At 44.9% G+C, this 16975-nt stretch carries 15 protein-coding genes; 1 reads left to right on the top strand and 14 read right to left on the bottom strand.

What is annotated here, in order from left to right; translation table 11 throughout:
- A complete protein-coding gene (locus FJ709_RS03010; RefSeq protein WP_226413320.1) occupies positions 1–414 on the top strand; it encodes a protein-export chaperone SecB in 414 nt (137 codons plus the stop codon).
- A 325-nt stretch (positions 415–739) separates the two neighbouring features.
- Here FJ709_RS03010 and FJ709_RS03005 read toward each other — a convergent pair whose 3' ends face one another.
- The 14 genes from FJ709_RS03005 to FJ709_RS02940 all read right to left on the bottom strand — a co-directional run bounded on the left by FJ709_RS03005 (position 740) and on the right by FJ709_RS02940 (position 16967).
- Entirely contained in the window at positions 740–952 is a 213-nt protein-coding gene (locus FJ709_RS03005; RefSeq protein WP_226413318.1) for a hypothetical protein, read from the bottom strand.
- 33 nt (positions 953–985) lie between these two features.
- Positions 986–2722 carry a hypothetical protein gene (locus FJ709_RS03000; protein ID WP_226413316.1) on the bottom strand — a complete coding sequence of 579 codons (1737 nt, stop codon included), beginning with the start codon at positions 2720–2722 and terminating at the stop codon, positions 986–988.
- 32 nt (positions 2723–2754) lie between these two features.
- The gene (locus tag FJ709_RS02995; RefSeq protein WP_226410561.1) at positions 2755–3054 is read right to left on the bottom strand and encodes a hypothetical protein; all 300 of its coding nucleotides are present in this window, start codon (positions 3052–3054) and stop codon (positions 2755–2757) included.
- The gene (locus FJ709_RS02990) at positions 3047–4018 is read right to left on the bottom strand and encodes a hypothetical protein (RefSeq protein WP_226413314.1); all 972 of its coding nucleotides are present in this window, start codon (positions 4016–4018) and stop codon (positions 3047–3049) included. Before FJ709_RS02990 ends, FJ709_RS02995 begins: the two co-directional genes overlap by 8 nt.
- A gap of 37 nt (positions 4019–4055) precedes the next feature.
- Positions 4056–6569 (bottom strand): hypothetical protein, encoded by a 2514-nt coding sequence (locus tag FJ709_RS02985; RefSeq protein WP_226413312.1) that lies wholly within the window; start codon positions 6567–6569, stop codon positions 4056–4058.
- A 21-nt stretch (positions 6570–6590) separates the two neighbouring features.
- Positions 6591–6968, bottom strand: a complete 378-nt coding sequence (locus FJ709_RS02980; protein ID WP_226413310.1) for a hypothetical protein — start codon at positions 6966–6968, stop codon at positions 6591–6593.
- A gap of 36 nt (positions 6969–7004) precedes the next feature.
- Complete coding sequence (locus tag FJ709_RS02975) at positions 7005–10883, bottom strand: tape measure protein (RefSeq protein ID WP_226413308.1); 3879 nt, start codon at positions 10881–10883, stop codon at positions 7005–7007.
- Between the two features lie 79 nt (positions 10884–10962).
- Positions 10963–11682 (bottom strand): phage tail tube protein, encoded by a 720-nt coding sequence (locus FJ709_RS02970; protein ID WP_226413306.1) that lies wholly within the window; start codon positions 11680–11682, stop codon positions 10963–10965.
- Positions 11679–12104, bottom strand: a complete 426-nt coding sequence (locus tag FJ709_RS02965; protein WP_226413304.1) for a hypothetical protein — start codon at positions 12102–12104, stop codon at positions 11679–11681. The genes FJ709_RS02970 and FJ709_RS02965 overlap by 4 nt, the downstream gene beginning before the upstream one ends.
- A gap of 24 nt (positions 12105–12128) precedes the next feature.
- Entirely contained in the window at positions 12129–12680 is a 552-nt protein-coding gene (locus tag FJ709_RS02960; protein WP_226413302.1) for a hypothetical protein, read from the bottom strand.
- Positions 12681–12691: 11 nt separating this feature from the next.
- Positions 12692–12997 carry a hypothetical protein gene (locus FJ709_RS02955; RefSeq protein ID WP_226413300.1) on the bottom strand — a complete coding sequence of 102 codons (306 nt, stop codon included), beginning with the start codon at positions 12995–12997 and terminating at the stop codon, positions 12692–12694.
- Positions 12990–13310, bottom strand: a complete 321-nt coding sequence (locus FJ709_RS02950; protein ID WP_226413298.1) for a DUF2190 family protein — start codon at positions 13308–13310, stop codon at positions 12990–12992. The genes FJ709_RS02955 and FJ709_RS02950 overlap by 8 nt, the downstream gene beginning before the upstream one ends.
- 104 nt (positions 13311–13414) lie before the next feature.
- On the bottom strand, positions 13415–15487 hold the full coding sequence (locus FJ709_RS02945; RefSeq protein WP_226413296.1) for a ClpP-like prohead protease/major capsid protein fusion protein: 2073 nt from the start codon (positions 15485–15487) through the stop codon (positions 13415–13417).
- Positions 15408–16967: a phage portal protein gene (locus FJ709_RS02940; protein WP_226413294.1), complete on the bottom strand. Its 1560-nt coding sequence runs from the start codon at positions 16965–16967 to the stop codon at positions 15408–15410. The genes FJ709_RS02945 and FJ709_RS02940 overlap by 80 nt, the downstream gene beginning before the upstream one ends.
- Positions 16968–16975 lie beyond the last annotated feature (8 nt).

Here is a 16975-nt window from a genome sequence, read left to right as displayed (position 1 = left end):
ATGAATTTACAACTTAAAACAACATTCGTAGATTCGCTTAGTATCTCAAAAGTAGAAAGTACATTTGAGCCGAAAGATGGATTCGGTCTGAACTTTGGGTGCGCTTTTAGTGAGCAAAGCAATGATACGTTTCAGGTGTTTTTTGAGCTCAGCATTGATATATGCGCAGCAGGCTCTGTAACAAGCGAATCAACCCATACGTTGGAATTAAAGTATGTTGCTACATTCGATTTAGATGAAGAAATGACAGAAGAGTTCCGCAACGGACTTTTCCCTAAAGTTAATGCTCCAGCAATTGCGTATCCATTTATGCGCAGTTTTCTTAGCAATACTTTACTGAATGCTGGCTTCGAACCCATTATGCTACCAAGCGTAAATTTTCAAGCAATAGCAAACGAAAACTTAAATGCTTAGAAGTAATTAAGTTTCTCAAATAAAAAAAGCCACCTCAGGTGGCTTTTTTTATAACTGAAATACCTACTACCATTTCATCATTGATGTAGCCAATTTTTGAAAAATTACTGAGTTAACATAAAAAAACTAACAACATACAATTCCAGAGCTATTTTTAATGCAAATTACATGTTTGCTTGATATTGAGCAATTCAAAGATTATTCATATAACTTGAAATTCATTGATAATACAAGAAAGGTTGTAGACTCTACTCATAAAAACGATGTGATTTTAAGCAAAAAATTAAACAGACTATTAACTGATTTAAACTGTGATATTTAGTACCTATACCTCTATCTCTACAAACACCAAATCAGGTGCTGTCCCTAGCACCCTGCCGTCTTGAACATAGATATGATCACCAATACTGCCAGAGCCAATAACCCGTTGGGTGTGGCCGCTGGCAGTGGTGGCGGTAACCGTTCCATCGGTATTCGCCACATTAATCGTCATAATTAAACGCGGGGAGCTTAGGCTTTGTTGTAACTGCTTTAACATTACGATTCCTTATACTATTTCTGATACAACAGCCTAGGCAACGTGACGAACGACGGTGATGGTTTGCTCTACATCAATGTCGCCAGTGTCGCTAACCGATGCGCTAATAGTGACGGAATCACAAGTGCCTTTGAACACATTCACACCTTCACGAACGCCAATCAACATACCAGGTGTTGCGGGTGGTAAGTCGGCCAGAATCGGTAAACTCATATTGATATTAAGCTTACTGCCTGTGTCGGCCAGTGCGTTAGTACCGGCTGTTCTAGCGGCCTGATTATCAACAATCAGTTGAGCGCTAATGTCATCAGTTGCGATATTGCCTGCCGTGCCAGCACGTTTTACTTTTGCACTTATGCCCTGCTGCTCACCACGAAGCCAAACCACATTACACTCGGTACCGATTTCTTTTGACTCGCTGTAACTGGTGATCACCGCATCGTGCAAGGTTAAATCAGGTGTCGCAGTATCCATTAACCACGGCACTGTTGGCCAACGTGGTACCACGGTTAATGCTTTGGTTTCATCATCGGATAACAGCATACAACCCAATTGTGTCACCGCTTCTTGCACTGCATCGATAGGCGATTTATTACCAACGCTAAATGCGCCTGCAGGTACGTTAAAATCAACAATGCCGTTAAGCTCAATAGTCCAACCGGTAAACTGCAGCATGTCAGAAAGTAAACCGGCATAACTGCGTGATGTTGAATTGGTATAACTGATCGGCAATACATATGGCGTAGTCAGTTCGGCGCTGCGGCTGCGGCCTGTTCCGCGATAAGTCGCGTTACCAAACACTTTGTTTACGCTGGTTTGCTCAAGTAAAACATAAAACTCATAGCCGTTAATGCCGACTTTAAGCAGTTGGTTTTCAGCGCGGCAGGCATCGATACGGCTTGAAAAATCGATACTCACCGAGCTGGCCCACTGGCCACGGCTGCGGCTAATACTGATATTGCTGATCACAATCGGCACGTTGTCAGACAAGCGTATACACGTAATGGTTGGCTGCATTAAATAATACCTGCGCAATTGGGGTTCAATGGGGGTTTTAAAATCAAGATTGGGTAACACTGGGTTTGAGTCAATTAACCCGCCACCGTCGTCAAAGTAACAATACTCTGGTGAGGGTGTGAACCGGATAATAATCGGATTGACTGCCGCGCTGGTTAAAGGGGTAAATGGATCATTAAAACGAATACTCACTACACCCACTGGTGGGCGATATTTAGTCGAACATATCCAGCGTGCTGCATGCGGGCCCCATTTTAAAAGGTGTTCAGTGCCGCTACGTATTCCTTTATAACGTAATGTATGCTGAATATGTTGTGCTGCGCCATCATGCCATATCAAACTTACTGATAAGCGTTCAGCTGCAACATCTAACCAACGCATTACGGTATCAGTTTGATGAATTATTGTTGTTTTCCATAAAATATCAATAGAGGTTTGATGGCTCGTTGGTAGCGCCCAACTAATCGCAAAGTCTTTGCGGGTTAGTGGTAAAACTTTCCAGCTTAAACCATAGCTTATACCTTCTGATGCTTTAGATGCCCAAGCTGACATAATCGTTTGTTCGGTACCATTGTTTAACGTCCAAGATACGTCTAACTCGATACCTAAATGACTTGCCACCTCAGTTAATACCGTTTGTTTTTCAATAGCGATAGGTTTGCGCCACACCATACCGCATTCAATACCAATGCTATTATCGATAGGTAATGGTGGTTCAATATCACCACCAAACCTAATTACAATGGGTGACAATCTAGACGCGTAAGGTCTGCTGAACCTTATAATTACCATATGTCTAACTCACCGAGTACCGCAGGTTCTAGTTTAATTGCGTCAATTGTTTGAAGCGCATAAACACCATTCATATCAATAATGCCGACAATAATTTTATTAGTTAATGCGTACTCGTAATTAAACACAGTTTGAAAAGTCTTTGACGGTGGTACTTCCATGTATCTCATAACCAAGCCAGTAGTTCGGTCAATTATCATCAAACGACTCGCTGCAACATCAATATCAACGGTCAGTAACCCAACGTTTAAATGGTCAGCACCCTTTGTTAGTTTGAGTATTAAACTATTCATACCAAGTGTCCAAATCAATACATACGTTACATGAACCAACGTGACCTTGCCTGATAATCCAATAACTACGACCCTGTTGAGTATGAATTTGCGGCCACGGTTGGTCACTATATCCACCTTGTGCAAATTCATACAGCCCAGCTATAGCGCCACGAATCACAGGTCTACTCTCGCTGAACCGTATGAGTGTATCAAAAGCGTCCTTGGCGCCTGAGTTAAGCGTTTTTAATTTCACCAATACAGGGGCAAGAAATAGGTTTGTAACGGGTACACCTTGCGAGTTAGAAGCTGACGTTTGAGAATAAAGTTTTGCACCATCCATCGGTAAATACAATTGGTACTCCGCTGAATATATGTCGTTGTTGGCGTCACCAAGTACGACTTGCCCTGAACCGTTACCCAAATAATCTAGTGATAAATTCCAACCAGTACCACCTGTATTATTTGTTGATGCATAAAATGCCATCATTGTTGATTGGTCATAAGGTAGCGATGGGTCTAAATCACCAAACCACCAAGTACCAGACCCAGACGTACCTGACGCCATAGGTTTAGAGGTGTTATTAACTATTAAATAAAACGATCTCGACGTACCGATTATCACCCACTGTGTGTTATTTACAGTTTGTGCAAAGATGGAATTATAAACGTGAAGCGGTAGCACTTCATCTACACTATTTGCAATTTTACCATGAGTGTAAATTACCGTACCACCCACCCTATCATCCGTATTGAAATCCGCAAATCGCAATACACCACCACTACCGTCAGTGGGTGAGTTTCTAAAAACAATCTTTCTATTCTGAACATCTTCAAATGGTGCAGTCCACCCTAATGGTGATTTAGTTCCATAACCCTCAACCAAGCATTTTTTTAAAATCGTTATAAGTTCAGATGGTCGTCTTTCAACAAGTTGCGGTGCACCCGCATCATCCCAGCGATAAACCGTTACTGGTAATCCCATTTTAATACCCCTTCTTATAATTTATTAATATCGAGCGTTACGATTCATTACCACGGAATGACAACACCGCACGGTCTTCTGTAATTTGTGTATGACCACTTTGTACCGTTCGCAACAACATGGCGGGTTTTGAACTGGCGTAGCTTCTAAAACGAATAGCCTCACCAGCTTGCCAGCCGCCACCAAATGCGCCCTGGCGAATAATAAAATAAGGGGCAAGTGTAAGTGGGTTTATTGGAGCGAAATCATTGACGATATCGCCAGTGGCAATTTGACCTAAACGTTTACCCACACAGCGAAATGATGTTGGGCTAGTCATAATCAACACCCAATCTTCGTTAATCGCGGTGTCGTTACGCACCTCAATCGGGTAATCAACCACGTTCAAGCTAGCTGTGGTATTGGTGCCATCTTGGTCCCAATTATTCGACCATGCAGTCATGTCACGAACCGCACCGACTCGCGCTTGTAAATCACCTAAATCTTGAACGCTAGACACTACAGAACCAATGGGATACGACTGACTTAATGGCGCGGCTAATACCAAAGTATTGGGCTGCACCTCTACAACCAAAGCTAATTCACCGATGCTATCTGTCAGTAAAAATGGCGCTTCAAAACCACTAAAATTACTGTGCAGTGTCACAACACCCGTTTCTTTAACCACGCTGTAATGCGTGTTATTTAGTGTCCATAAACTGGCCCCATTGGCGTCAGTAATATCGACAAATCGCGCATTTACTCGTACAGATAAAGTTTGGTCAACCGCAGGGCTAACGATTACTTGGGTTTGGCTATGTTGCACATTGATGTTGGTCCAGGCTGTAAAACACGCCACTACGCCACCGTTTTTAATCCGCAGTGGGTTTAGGCCATAAAGCTCAGGAGGGGGTGAAAGTGTCACCGTTTCGGTTACGTCATAACGTAGGGTGCTTAATATCACTCGTTGCGAAAACTCAAGCGATACCGCGCCATTAACAATGCTGCCAGTCACTCCCGTGCCGGTAATAATGCCGTTGGAATCGGCGCTAGCACTCAGCAAGGTTTCAGAAGTGGTCGAAACAGTGACATAAAAGCTATCCAGTACAGGCTCAGGACTGGTAAGAACAAACGTCACACTTAAATCACCAGGTGGCACATCGCCACCGCTAGCGGGTTCAGTTTTAGCTAACAAACAGCCATAGGTTAAGGTGAAATCACCCCGAAAATCCACATCCTTCGTCACCACACCAGTACGGGCATTAATCCAACCAATTACGGTCTGATTTAATTCAATGATAGGGATTGCACTAATGTCATCGGCACTAAAATTACCTAAGCTCACACTACTGTTGCTGTAGCTCGAATTAATAAAATCCACTTCACCCGCAAAAAAATCCTTCGTCAAAATGCTATTAACAGGAAACGTATTGCTGCTGGCATAAATCTGGTACTTACTGGCTTGATAATACGACACCGCAATGCTGTTATTTCCCGTCATGTTGATGCCCGTAAAAATAACAGTAACCGTGGTACCAGTAATGAAGATGTTGGCATACTGACCAAACGCGCCGCTGTAACTCACCGCCTGTTTGTTGTTTTCAGCAAACCAAGGGGAATTAACCAAATCAGGTATCTCAAAAATATAGGTGTTTTGATTTTTCACACTGGGTAAAACTAAGGTTTTGCGGGCTGGAGCATACACCCCAGCATTATCAACAGTAACACTACCGCCTTGCGAATCCGACACTCCCGCTAATGCATTACCTGCGCTTAATGAAATGGTACGCACCTTGGGTAACATCTCTGTTACCGTTGCGCCAACATCAAGTATTTCACTCGTTGCAGCAGCGGTCAGCTCACTCACGCCATGGTATTTAATGCCATCGTTCGCACTAACATAACGCAATTTAGTACAACCAGATTCACCATTGATAGTGACGTCAAAGTTTGGCGTATTAAACGGAATAGCCGGCTTAAAATACACTTGCCCACCTTGGCCACCCGTTACGGTTTCTTGAACTTCACAAAAATGTTCAAAGCGTGGATACAGCGCATTTTCATTACCCTCATACTCAACAGAAATAACAATCACTTGGCCTTGGCTTAACCGAACCGTTTCATAGTAGTCTCTACCGTTAAACTGATAAATAGACTGCAAATACGAGCGAGGAAACGAGTCTTGCCCCGCCAACAAACCAATTAAGCGATTGCGTACCAGCTGTCCAGCTTTAACGGATGACTCTAAAATCTCTACCATGTCTGTCATGCGGTCAGCATCTTCAAACTCATTTGACTCAGCTAACAACATGCTCACCAAAGGGTCTGTTGGTTTTTGACTGAAAAAAACATGACCATTAAGCAACAGCTCAGTGCCTGTGGTATCCAGCGCGGGGTAACATTTGACAATATCAACCGCAGATTGCGAATGGTCGATATCTGAAATCGCTCTAAATAGCTCATTAAGCTCACCAGACTTCACCACTAATTTAGTACGCTGGCCGCCCGCGTCATCACTAGAACCCAGTGACTCAGGCTTGAATATTTTTAAATCTGCTCGGGTAATGGTCATGTGCCACCTGTGTTAATCATGCTAAAGCGTTAAAAATCGTAAAACCACATTGGTGAGTAACGGGTATTCGCCAAACTCATCGTCCAAATCATCACCGGTGATCACGTTAGCTTGGGTGTTATCCCACACCACATAAATAACGTTGCCATCGTGATTAATAGTAAAAGCCGTGAGTGTTGATGCAGCGTGGGCTTGCAGCGCATTAAAATCTAGGCGATGCATCCAGCCACTTTTGGTACCCAGCTCTAATGCAATACCTGCAGGTATAACGGTTTGCTGAATATGCGGCGCACCGTTAAGTGCCCGTTTCATATTTGCCGCCACGCGTTGGGTGTTATTGCGGTTAAGCCAATGCAATGGCTCTTCCAAATCAATACTGTCAATAATGGTGCTAAACATAGGACCTCTTTTTGAAGTGATACAGCAACCTAGCGGCTAACCGCCAACCGACTGCAAACGCTTAATCTCAGCCACCAACTCATTCACAATGCTGCGCTTAGTTTGCGCATCAAAGGTGCGGTTACCCACTTGCAGCTGCAGCACAACCTTGTCACTGCTACTTGCGGCAACAGTGGTTTGGCTAGGTGATGTTTGGGGAGCTGGGGTGTGTATCGTTTTTTGGGGTGTGGTTTGTTGTTTAAGGTTTTGCGTATCAGTAATAGCGCGTTGTTTATCAGATTCTTGCTGAGCTTTAATTTCAGCGGTACGAAACGCATAAACCTTGCCTAAGGTTTTTTCGGCTTCACGCAGCTGATTAATTAATGTTTGATCACCCGTTCGCTCAGCTTTAGTAAGTTGCGCCTTAATTTCTGTTAGCTCTTGCTGATAACGACGTTTTTCAATTTCGTCTTGGCGGCCAAGGTAACCGTCTAACTCATCTTGCAAGGTATCAAGAGTTGACTGAGCACTATCACGCAGTGAATCCATGCTAGATTTAGCGGAATCAATGGCCGATTTCAGCGCACCCAAGTCTTGATCATTCATCAAGTTCATTGAGTTAGCCGCACGTTCTGCGCTTCTAATTAAGCCAATATTGCCGCCTTCGGCCGCATTAAGTGCATCAACCATTTTAAGCAGTTCGATGCGCTGGCCATAATAGGCCGCTTGCGCTTGCTTACCGGCTATTTCAGCTTTACGGGCAAAAGTGCTAATGCCAGTGAAGTCGATAGCAATGGCTAGCTGGTTTTGTAGCTCATTAATCTCACCCGTTAAGCTTCGGTAAGTTTCAATGGTTTTATCTAACTCACTACTTGAGTCAATTAACAGGGTTTGACCGTAAAGAATCGACTTAAAGTAAGCAACAGCACCTTTACTTAGCTCGGCTACTTCGGCGGTAACACCTCGTAAAAAGTCAGTAAAAAACTCAGCAACACCGGCCAATGAAGTCCCTGCTTGCTCGGCACTTTTAACCACAACCCCCATGGTGTTTTCCATGGTGGTACCAATGCCTTTGTTAGCATTAGCCACTCTCACTTCATTTTCTTCAGCATCATTGCCGACGTTACCTTGCACCTCCTTTAAACGTTGGTACTGACCAATAAGCTGGTCAATATTATCAACTAGCCCTAAATTTGCGGCTTGCTGACGAATACTGGCATCAACTTGTTGGTCACCAGCTGCAGCAGCTTTAATGGCTGCCTCAGCGTATTTTAAAAATGCTTGTTGGGCATCATAAGTTGAGCCTACGCCATTTTTAATGGCTTCATTGGTCTGCTCATAAGCCTTTTTTGCTTTAGTCGCTAACTCCTGTAGTGACTTTAATGTTGTGACATTGGCCTGCTCCATCGCAGCTTCATAAGCATTAACAGCCTTTGTTTGCGCATCAGTTGAGTTAACCAATTCACCTTGGGCTTTAGCTAATGACTCTGTCGCAGTTTTCGCTTTAACTTGGGCTTTCTCATAATCCTCAATTGATGCTTTTCCATCAATGTAAGCATCGCGAACTTTGCTTAGCTCTCTGTCAGCCAGTTCGCTTTGAGCAGATAGAAAAACGACAGTCGCGTCATTTAGCTTTAATTGCGAATCGGTTAAATCACGTTGGGCAGAAGATTGAGCAACCAATAAATCAGTCACTTTTAAGGTGGCGTTGCCATACCTTGTTTCAGCGGCTTCGATTTCTTCTAACGTAGCTGTACCGCTACTTTTTAATTTCGTGTAATGTTCTTCTGCTGCCTTTTGTCGAGCCTTCCAATCATCAACTTCTTTTTGCGCTAAGTTTGATAACTTCTCGCTGGTTGCAACATCCTTTTGGTAAGCGTTTAAACGCGCCTCAGCTTGCGATTGCATTGCTGCTTTAACTTTTTCAGCGTTCTCGACCTGTGTTTTTGTCGTTTCATTAGAATCACTCTGAACATCAATGCCAAGCTGCCCCAAAGCCGCTGCAGCATCAGTAGCATCTTGCTTAACTTGATCAACATATGCCTTAGATATTGTCAGCAGCAAATCGGCTTGCTTTTGAAACGCATTGGATAGCGCATTGCTACCAAATACGCTTAATGCTTTTGCCATGCCAAGTGGAAACATGGCAAACGCACCAGCAACCGCAGCACCAAACGTAGCAATAATCCCTGTAAGCACGTTAAATACTAGGCGAATGCTGCCTGCAATAACGTTTAACGAGGTTGTAAATGCAGTGATATTGGCAAGGGTGGTTTTGATACTTTCACCGCCATCCTTAAGAATGGTAGTAAAAAAGTCGCTAATATCCTGTGCAGCCTGCTTGATTTTGCCGCTTTGGTTTAACTCGTTAAATGTGGCGTTAATGTCTTTAAGTAAATCAACCGCCACCTGGTACGCGCCAGAGTCGGCAATAATCTCTTTAAACTCAGTCCACTTATTAGAGATTAAATTAATCTGACCGCCTAATAACTCTAAGCTTTTAGACGCTTGGCCATTAGCCTGCTTGCCCATTTCGTCAAACAGCTGCTTGATAACATCGCGGCCCAACTCACCTGCCGCGCTCATTTTTTGCAACTGAGTCACGTTTTTACCGGTGACTTTTTCAAGCAAATCCCACACGGGCACACCGCGCTCAACTAACTGTAATATTTCCTCGCCTTGTAATTTCTGTTTAGCCCACGCTTGGCCAACCGCTAAAATAATTCCCTCTAATTTTTCTTGGCTACCACCTAAGCGCGCGTTGTAATCCACCATTGACTGCAGTGATCCATTCATGGGATCAATGCCAAAGGTTTTTAATGAGGCAAAGGCTTTTTTAGCGGTATCTAAACGGGTAGCGGTATTATTAGCAAAGTCTTTTATCCAAGCAGTGGCCTGCTCACCACCGGCAATACTGCCCATCATGGCGCTCATTTGCACCCCAAAGGCTTTGGCTTCATCCCCTGCAGTCAGTATTGACTTTAAACTTTCCCAAAGCCTATCAACGCCAATATAAGCACCCGCCATTGCAACCAGCGAAGCAGTCGCACTTTTAACGCTGCCACCAAAGTCACCCGCTTGCTTTTGTGACTCGTTTAATAACTTATTGTGGCGTTCAAGCTTAGTGTTAACCCCTTTTAACGCTGCTTCACCGGCTATTTGCTGCTGCTTTAAATCAGCACTGGCATCGGCCAGTTTATCCATGCTTATGCCAGCTTTGTTTATGCTGGCGGTGTTTTGATCTAATTCTGATTTGTTTTTATTAAGGCTACGTTCAAGCTGGTTTAGCTCAGTTCTAGCGGTTTTTACTTGTAAGGTATATTCGGCTTTATTTCGGCTGGCTTCATCTGTTGCGGTGCTCACCTCAAGCAGTTCGCGGCGCTGTGTATCTAATGCGGTTGCCAGCTCAGTGGCGGCATTTTTTGCACTGGTTTGTTCAGTCGTTAATTGTTGTAAATCGGTTTTGGCTTTGGTTAATGCTGCGGCTTGCTCTTTGCTGGCAGTGGCACTTTGTTGCTGTTCGCTGCTGAGTTTTTCAACTTCAACCCGGGCTTGCTGTAACTCGGTTTCATATTTAACTAATGCCGCTTGTGCCTGGTTGTATTCTTGCTCAAGTTGATTAGTTGAACCTTCTGCCGCCTTTTGCGCCGCTTCAAATTGCTTTAACTCTTTTGCAGCCACTTTTTGTTGAACAACCAACTTATCAAGCGCGACTGAATTATCTTTATAGGCTTTTTCGCCTTTAATAATCGAAGACGTTAAGCCATCAATAGAATTAGCCGCGGCCTGTAAATCTTCTAACTCTTTTAAACGGGCATTAAGTATTTCGCTTTCTGATGCTAATTCAGCTAAAGCCTTTTCAGACTTTTTAGCTTCACTTGAAAATAAATCTTTGCCCTGAATGATCAGGTTAATGACTTGGTCTTTAAAGCTCATACATCACCAAATTAGCAATAGAAAACAAAAGAAAAACCCACAGCGGTTAACTGTGGGCTTGTTTAAATGTTGATACGGTTTACGCGGCGCTACGCACAAAGAACTTAGACTTACCAGTAGCAACAATGCTGCTATCGGCCAGTACGCCGCCTTCAATGTCGAACGAACCAAAGTCATCACCAATTAAGTCTAAACCTGATGTTGGGCTTGGCTTCCAGCGATAAAACTTAAGCACGTTCGCCTTACCAGTGGCATCGTTAACACCGTCAATGACCACTTTGACTTCTTCGCCAGATTCAACCAGTGCTTGCAGGGCATTACCGGCTTTACTTGTGTATGTGACTTTTAAAGCTTGGCCTGCGGTAATTGAACCTGTGCTTAATGCACGAATACCGCCAGCACTGACCACGTAGTCAACATCAACATCATAAGTGGGAGTGCCAGTGTCATGGGTAACAACTGGGGCAACAGTGGTATCAATCATTTTAGTGGTGTCGGCTAGGCCATCTAACACAGCAGTAATAGCTTCATCAGTGACTGACGCAGAGGTTAATACCTCCACTTTACCGCGTAGGGCTAACGCTAAATTGGCGTTGCTAAAATCATTTAATGTCATCGACAATTTAACCGATTTCACCTTGGTAATTTCAGCAGCGTTACCGCCACCACCACGGTAGTTAGGTTGGGCTTTACTTTCTTGCTCGATGTCGATTTTAACGCCACTGGCGTTGCCCACATCGCGGCCATTGACATACACAATGCCTGAGCCGATGTAACTTTCGGTTACGGTTTCGCTCATAATCTTTCTCCAAATTGAACGGTATGAACTAGGGTTAAGGTAATGACCGCTAGCGCATGTTTTTCATGGCTTTCGGGCATAATGTATTTACAGGGTTCGGCCTCTTTAAAGCTGATGCACATTGGCAACCATGATGGTTTTTCCAAATTGCGTTCATCTTTAAAAAAGGCGCTGCGAATGTCTCGCACCAGGTTAATTAAATCGGTGGTGGGGCTAGTGGTTTTGGTGACATTGATACCCGCTATCACTTGCAATGTCAGGTCGTCACGGTATTTATCTATGCCGTTTTTGGCGCTGAACAATTCGGTGTAGGGTTGCAAAAAAATAAACTTTTGCTCTTTAGCTATCCCTTGCGCATAAAAGCCTTCGCGCACCTCTGCACCGCCAACCAGCTGTAAGCGGTTTAAAATGTTTTGAATCATGGGTACCTCAAAAACAGAATTGAACTACTTAGCGTATTGGCCATATTTTTTACGCAGATGGGCAATAATCGGAGGCTCTAACGCCTCACGCATAAAGCCAAAACTGCCTGCCACTGAAGGGCCGTATAACGCTTTTTGTCCTTTAAGGTCACGCCAGGCGTTATCACCCGTTTTACGGCTGAACATTAATTGATTGCCATTGCGGCCAATAACCGTAAACGCACCACTAAACCACACAGGCTGATGGCGAATAACGTTAACGCTAAACCCCGCTGCCACCCTTGCAGAACGCCTGCCCACTTTATAGCGAGGGCTAGAAAAGCGGGTTAATGTACTGGCGCGCATTCTTGCGCTTATCGATGCGGTTAGGGTTTTAGGATTAATGCTGACACTGAAATGTTGATCAACATACGACTTAGACTTAAAGCCGTACTTATTGAATATTTCATCTACAGCAAGCTGGCTACCAAACTTAGCAGCATCATCAATGGCTTTAGCAATAGTTGGGGCTTGAGCTGCACGCATGCGTTTTAGTTCAGCCGTTACCGCATCAAACCCTGTTGTCACTAATGCCATTGCTGTTATTCCTAATAACTCACATACACAAAGCTAACGCTGATATTGTCTGAGCCATTGTGTTGAGTGAGTCGATATTGATTACCGTTCAGCTCAAACAGATCATCACATTGCACCTTGCCTTCACTGAGTAGAAACTCGGCTATGTTCACTGGCTCTAGCACGTATTCGTTACTGCGGTCTTTTTCGGTTGGCGGCAGATTTACACTACGACTATAAGCAGCTTGGCCAGCGCTAGGGATAAACTGGCACGGTTGTGCCAGTTTAGTGAACGCACGGGCAAGCTTGCTTGCTATGCGTTCGTTAACGCTAAGCATTAATTTTTACCCAAACTGTATCGCTTGGGTTACCTGCCGCAGCCCACGCTTTACCGGCTAAGGTATTACCAGATGCAACACTAGTGATCATGCCATCAGCCTTGATATACACCTGCGCACCTTGGCCAATGTCATCAGCGGTCACTTTTGGTAACTCGAACACACCTGCAGTTGCACCCACACCCACTTCATCAATAGCAACATTGCCAAGTGACACGGCAACCACTTTACCTAATAACACTGGTCCACCACTGGCAACTAAGGCCGTGGCGATAAATTCGATGGTATTACCATCTGCTACACAATTTTTCATAAAGGTTTGTCCCAATTACGTTAAAAATTAGCCATTAAAAAGGCCGCTACTCTTATTAAGTCACGGCCTTTTATATTGTGGAATGTACGAGGTTTTCAGCTAGGTTACACACCCGTTGATTTAACCAAACCACGGTGATCAAGTGGTGACACACCGGCATCAATACGCACTTTGGTAGCAACACCATCAACGGTAAAACCTTGTTGCTGCTCAATGTATGGCGTGTCGATACCGTCAAGGTAAGCCACTTCAATCGTGTCTTCACCCTGCGCTGCGGTTAAGTACCACTCTTTGTCACTTTTCGCTTTAAGGCGAGGTTCAGACAACACCTCAACAAAGTCGCGAATTGGGTTAGCAATACCGGAGTTTGCATCAGTACCTTTAACCGACGTTGACTGAATAATTTGCAACACCGCACGCTTAAGATTTGGTGGTACCAACGCAAATGCAGGCATGATGTTTAACGGTGACTCGCCAATCATCTGCGATTCCATTAACTCAGCGGCAATGCTGAACGCTTCAACGCTTGGCGCGCCCGATGATAAATTGCCATGCTCAGCATGGAATAAGGCTTTACCGTCATTCATTTTGGCGTTTTTGGTTAACACAGCCCAAAACAAGTCACCAATAGTGCGCTTAGCGGCTTTACCCATTTTCATCGGTACGCCCATTAACATATCCATGTCATCGTTAATAACCGTTTGGCGTGTTAACGTAAAAATACCGCCGTAAGTTGCTAAGGCAATTTTTTCAGCGTGGTCGCCCACAGTGATGTACTTGTATTCAGCACCGTCTTTCACTTCTGGTAAGCTTTTAAACTCACCCATGCCAACACGATGCGCCACTTTAAAGTCACTTAACTGGCCTTTTTTGGCGATACGTTCAAAGGTTTCAGCCGCTTCAGCCCACCCTTTTAACACTGACTTATTGGCCACATCTAACATGATGTTACCGAAATCAGATGAGGTATGAGTAAACGCTAAACCCACCATTTGCATCACGTTCATACCCGCACAACCAATACCGCGATCGGCTAATGATGCACGGGCAAGTTCACGTAAATTGTAACTGCCATAGCCATTGTCTTTTTGTGCCGCTTCATGGCCAGCGCGTGCCATTAGTTGCGCGCGAATTGAATCACCCACAATGTTACCGTTGCTGGCATGAATAATGACACTTTTAGGCTGCACGGCACATGGCGTAATACCTTCGCCAAGCTTTGCCAAAATCATATCTTTGGCTTTGTCAGCATTGATATTCGCATCAGCAATACAGCTGTTTTTAAGTTCAGCCAATTGCGGAAACGTCGCAAACGCGGTGTTAATACCGCTAATACGTTCAGCGTTAAAGGTAATTGCCGCCGCTTGAATATCCGCTTGTGACGGTGCTGCGGGTGCTGGTACTAAAGCGGCTGGGGCTGGGGTAATAGTGGCTGCTGGCGCAGGTGTGTTTAAGGTGGTAGCACCGATATTGCCCTGTTGTGCTAGCAGGGTTTGTAATGCTTTAGGCATATTATTAAAGTCCTTCAGTCGTTTAAAATTAATTGATGCAGCCATTTGCATCGGTTCTATCACTTCATCTGCTAACCCAAGAGCAACAGCCTCTTGTGCTGACAACCAAGTATCTTCTTTGAAAAACTGTCCTAGCTGTTCATCACTTAACTTGCCACCGGCTTTATCTTTATAAGCCTTGCCCATACTTGAGCGCCACTTATCAAGCAAGTCTGCGTATTCACGTAAATCATCAGCGGTACCAACTGCACCGCCCCAATTACTGTGGATCATCAAAAAGGCATTAGACGGCATAATCACGGTATCGAATGCCATACAAATCACACTGGCCATTGATGCGGCTACCGACTCAATACAAATCGACTTTTGGCAAGGCCAACGCGCGAGGATGTTATAAATAGCCATGCCATCCATCACATCGCCGCCACCCGATTGAATGTAAGCGTTAATCTGCGACACTTTGCCCATAGCGCGTAGGTCAGTGGCGATTTGTTTGGCGGTAAAATCCCAGCCAACATCGCCATATAAAATCAATTCGACCACGCCATTGGCAGCACCTTTCATGCTGTAGATACCGCGTTTTTCTTTACTCTCGGTCAAGCTCGCTGATGCGCTTGGCATTAGCATCATGGCGGCCACGGCTAGACTTATTTGGGTCTTTTTCACTTGGGGTTTCTCCGTTTTGTGGCTCAGGGTCGTTACCCGTAACCATGTCGTTGTCGCGGTTAAACTTCAGCTCACGTTGACGCTGGCGTTTAACTTCGCTTGGATTACGGCCACGGGCCCTTGCCCAGTCAGCCTCGGTAGCGGCATTACCGGCTATCATCATTTCCCAACCTTGGGACTCTTTACGGGGGTCAATCCATGGCATGGTGGGACCGTAATAAACGGCATCCATCAACGTTCGCATGTCTAAGTCTGGCGGCAGGGTTAAAGGGTCTTGCTTGTTCATTAACTCCATTTGCAACCAGTTTCTAAACGCGGGTCGCGCCCAACCTGCACAAAACCATTGCTGCATAATGCGGTTTGATTCGTCTTGCTCAACCAGCTCTTGGCGCTGGCTTGAATAACTGCCTTGATAATCACGGGCAATGCTTGAATAGCTGCCACGGGTACCCGCAGCACAGGCCTTTAACTGGCCATTACGAAAATCCACCAAATGCACATTAGGGCGATTTGACTCAATCATGCCCACATCTTCACCGGGCGCGAGGTCGTCAAACGTCATACCTGGTGCAATGTTAATTTCACGGTTTAGGCTTGCGCCTTGGTCTGGGGTAAACATGCTGGCGTCACCGCGCTTAATGTAAAACGCTAAGGCGGCAGCAATACGGGCGGCAACACGTTCAGATTCTTCATAGTCTTTAATGTCGCCAAGACGGGTTAAAATACCGTGAAAAATACTGATACCGCGCAGCTGGTGTAGGCGTTTAAATAAGCCCAAGTGCAGCATGTTGCTTGCTGGTACCGTTTTGGTTTTATAACGAAAACCGATTTGGTCAGACGGGTGATCAAGCAACACATGGTAATTAACCACCTGCCCCCATCCGTTAACCTCAAACCCTTGACGCACCCGTTGCGACACATCGTTTAGTTCAAACGGAATGTAATCAGGCTCTAACGCTTCAATGCTGTATTGCGTGCCTTGCGGGTTTGGGTGACCAAACTTTGGCACTTTGCCACGCACTTGCTGGCCGAATGCTTCACCGTCACGTAATGCAGTACGTAACACTAAACGCTCAAGTTCGGGGCGAGTGTAGCGCCCTGTTACGTCAGGTTTTAATGACCATGCAGCAAAACGGCGCTGAATATCATTGGCTAACTCATCCAGTATTTCACCACTCATACTGCGCGGCTGTGGCTCAACCACAATGCCTTGCGCACCAATTACCCGCTCTTCCATACGGTCTAAAATACCAATACTCAGGTCGTGGTTTTCGTCTAACCACCTTGCCTGTTCACGCAAGCTTTTACCTGCGGCAAACACCGCTTGGTTGGCACCGCGTCCTTCTTTGTTGGCTTTGTGGGTTCGGCTTGGGCTGGCAGCTTCATAACCTTTAAGGTTGCGATAACTCATTGCGGCCGCTTGTCGTTTTAGCGCCCAGCCAGGGGATAAATACGATAGTGCATCGTTAATAATGCTCATATTGTTTC

Source organism: Shewanella glacialimarina, assembly GCF_020511155.1.
Classification (GTDB): domain Bacteria; phylum Pseudomonadota; class Gammaproteobacteria; order Enterobacterales; family Shewanellaceae; genus Shewanella; species Shewanella glacialimarina.
Note: the sequence above shows the minus strand (reverse complement) of the source record. Positions and strands in the feature narration are given on the sequence as shown.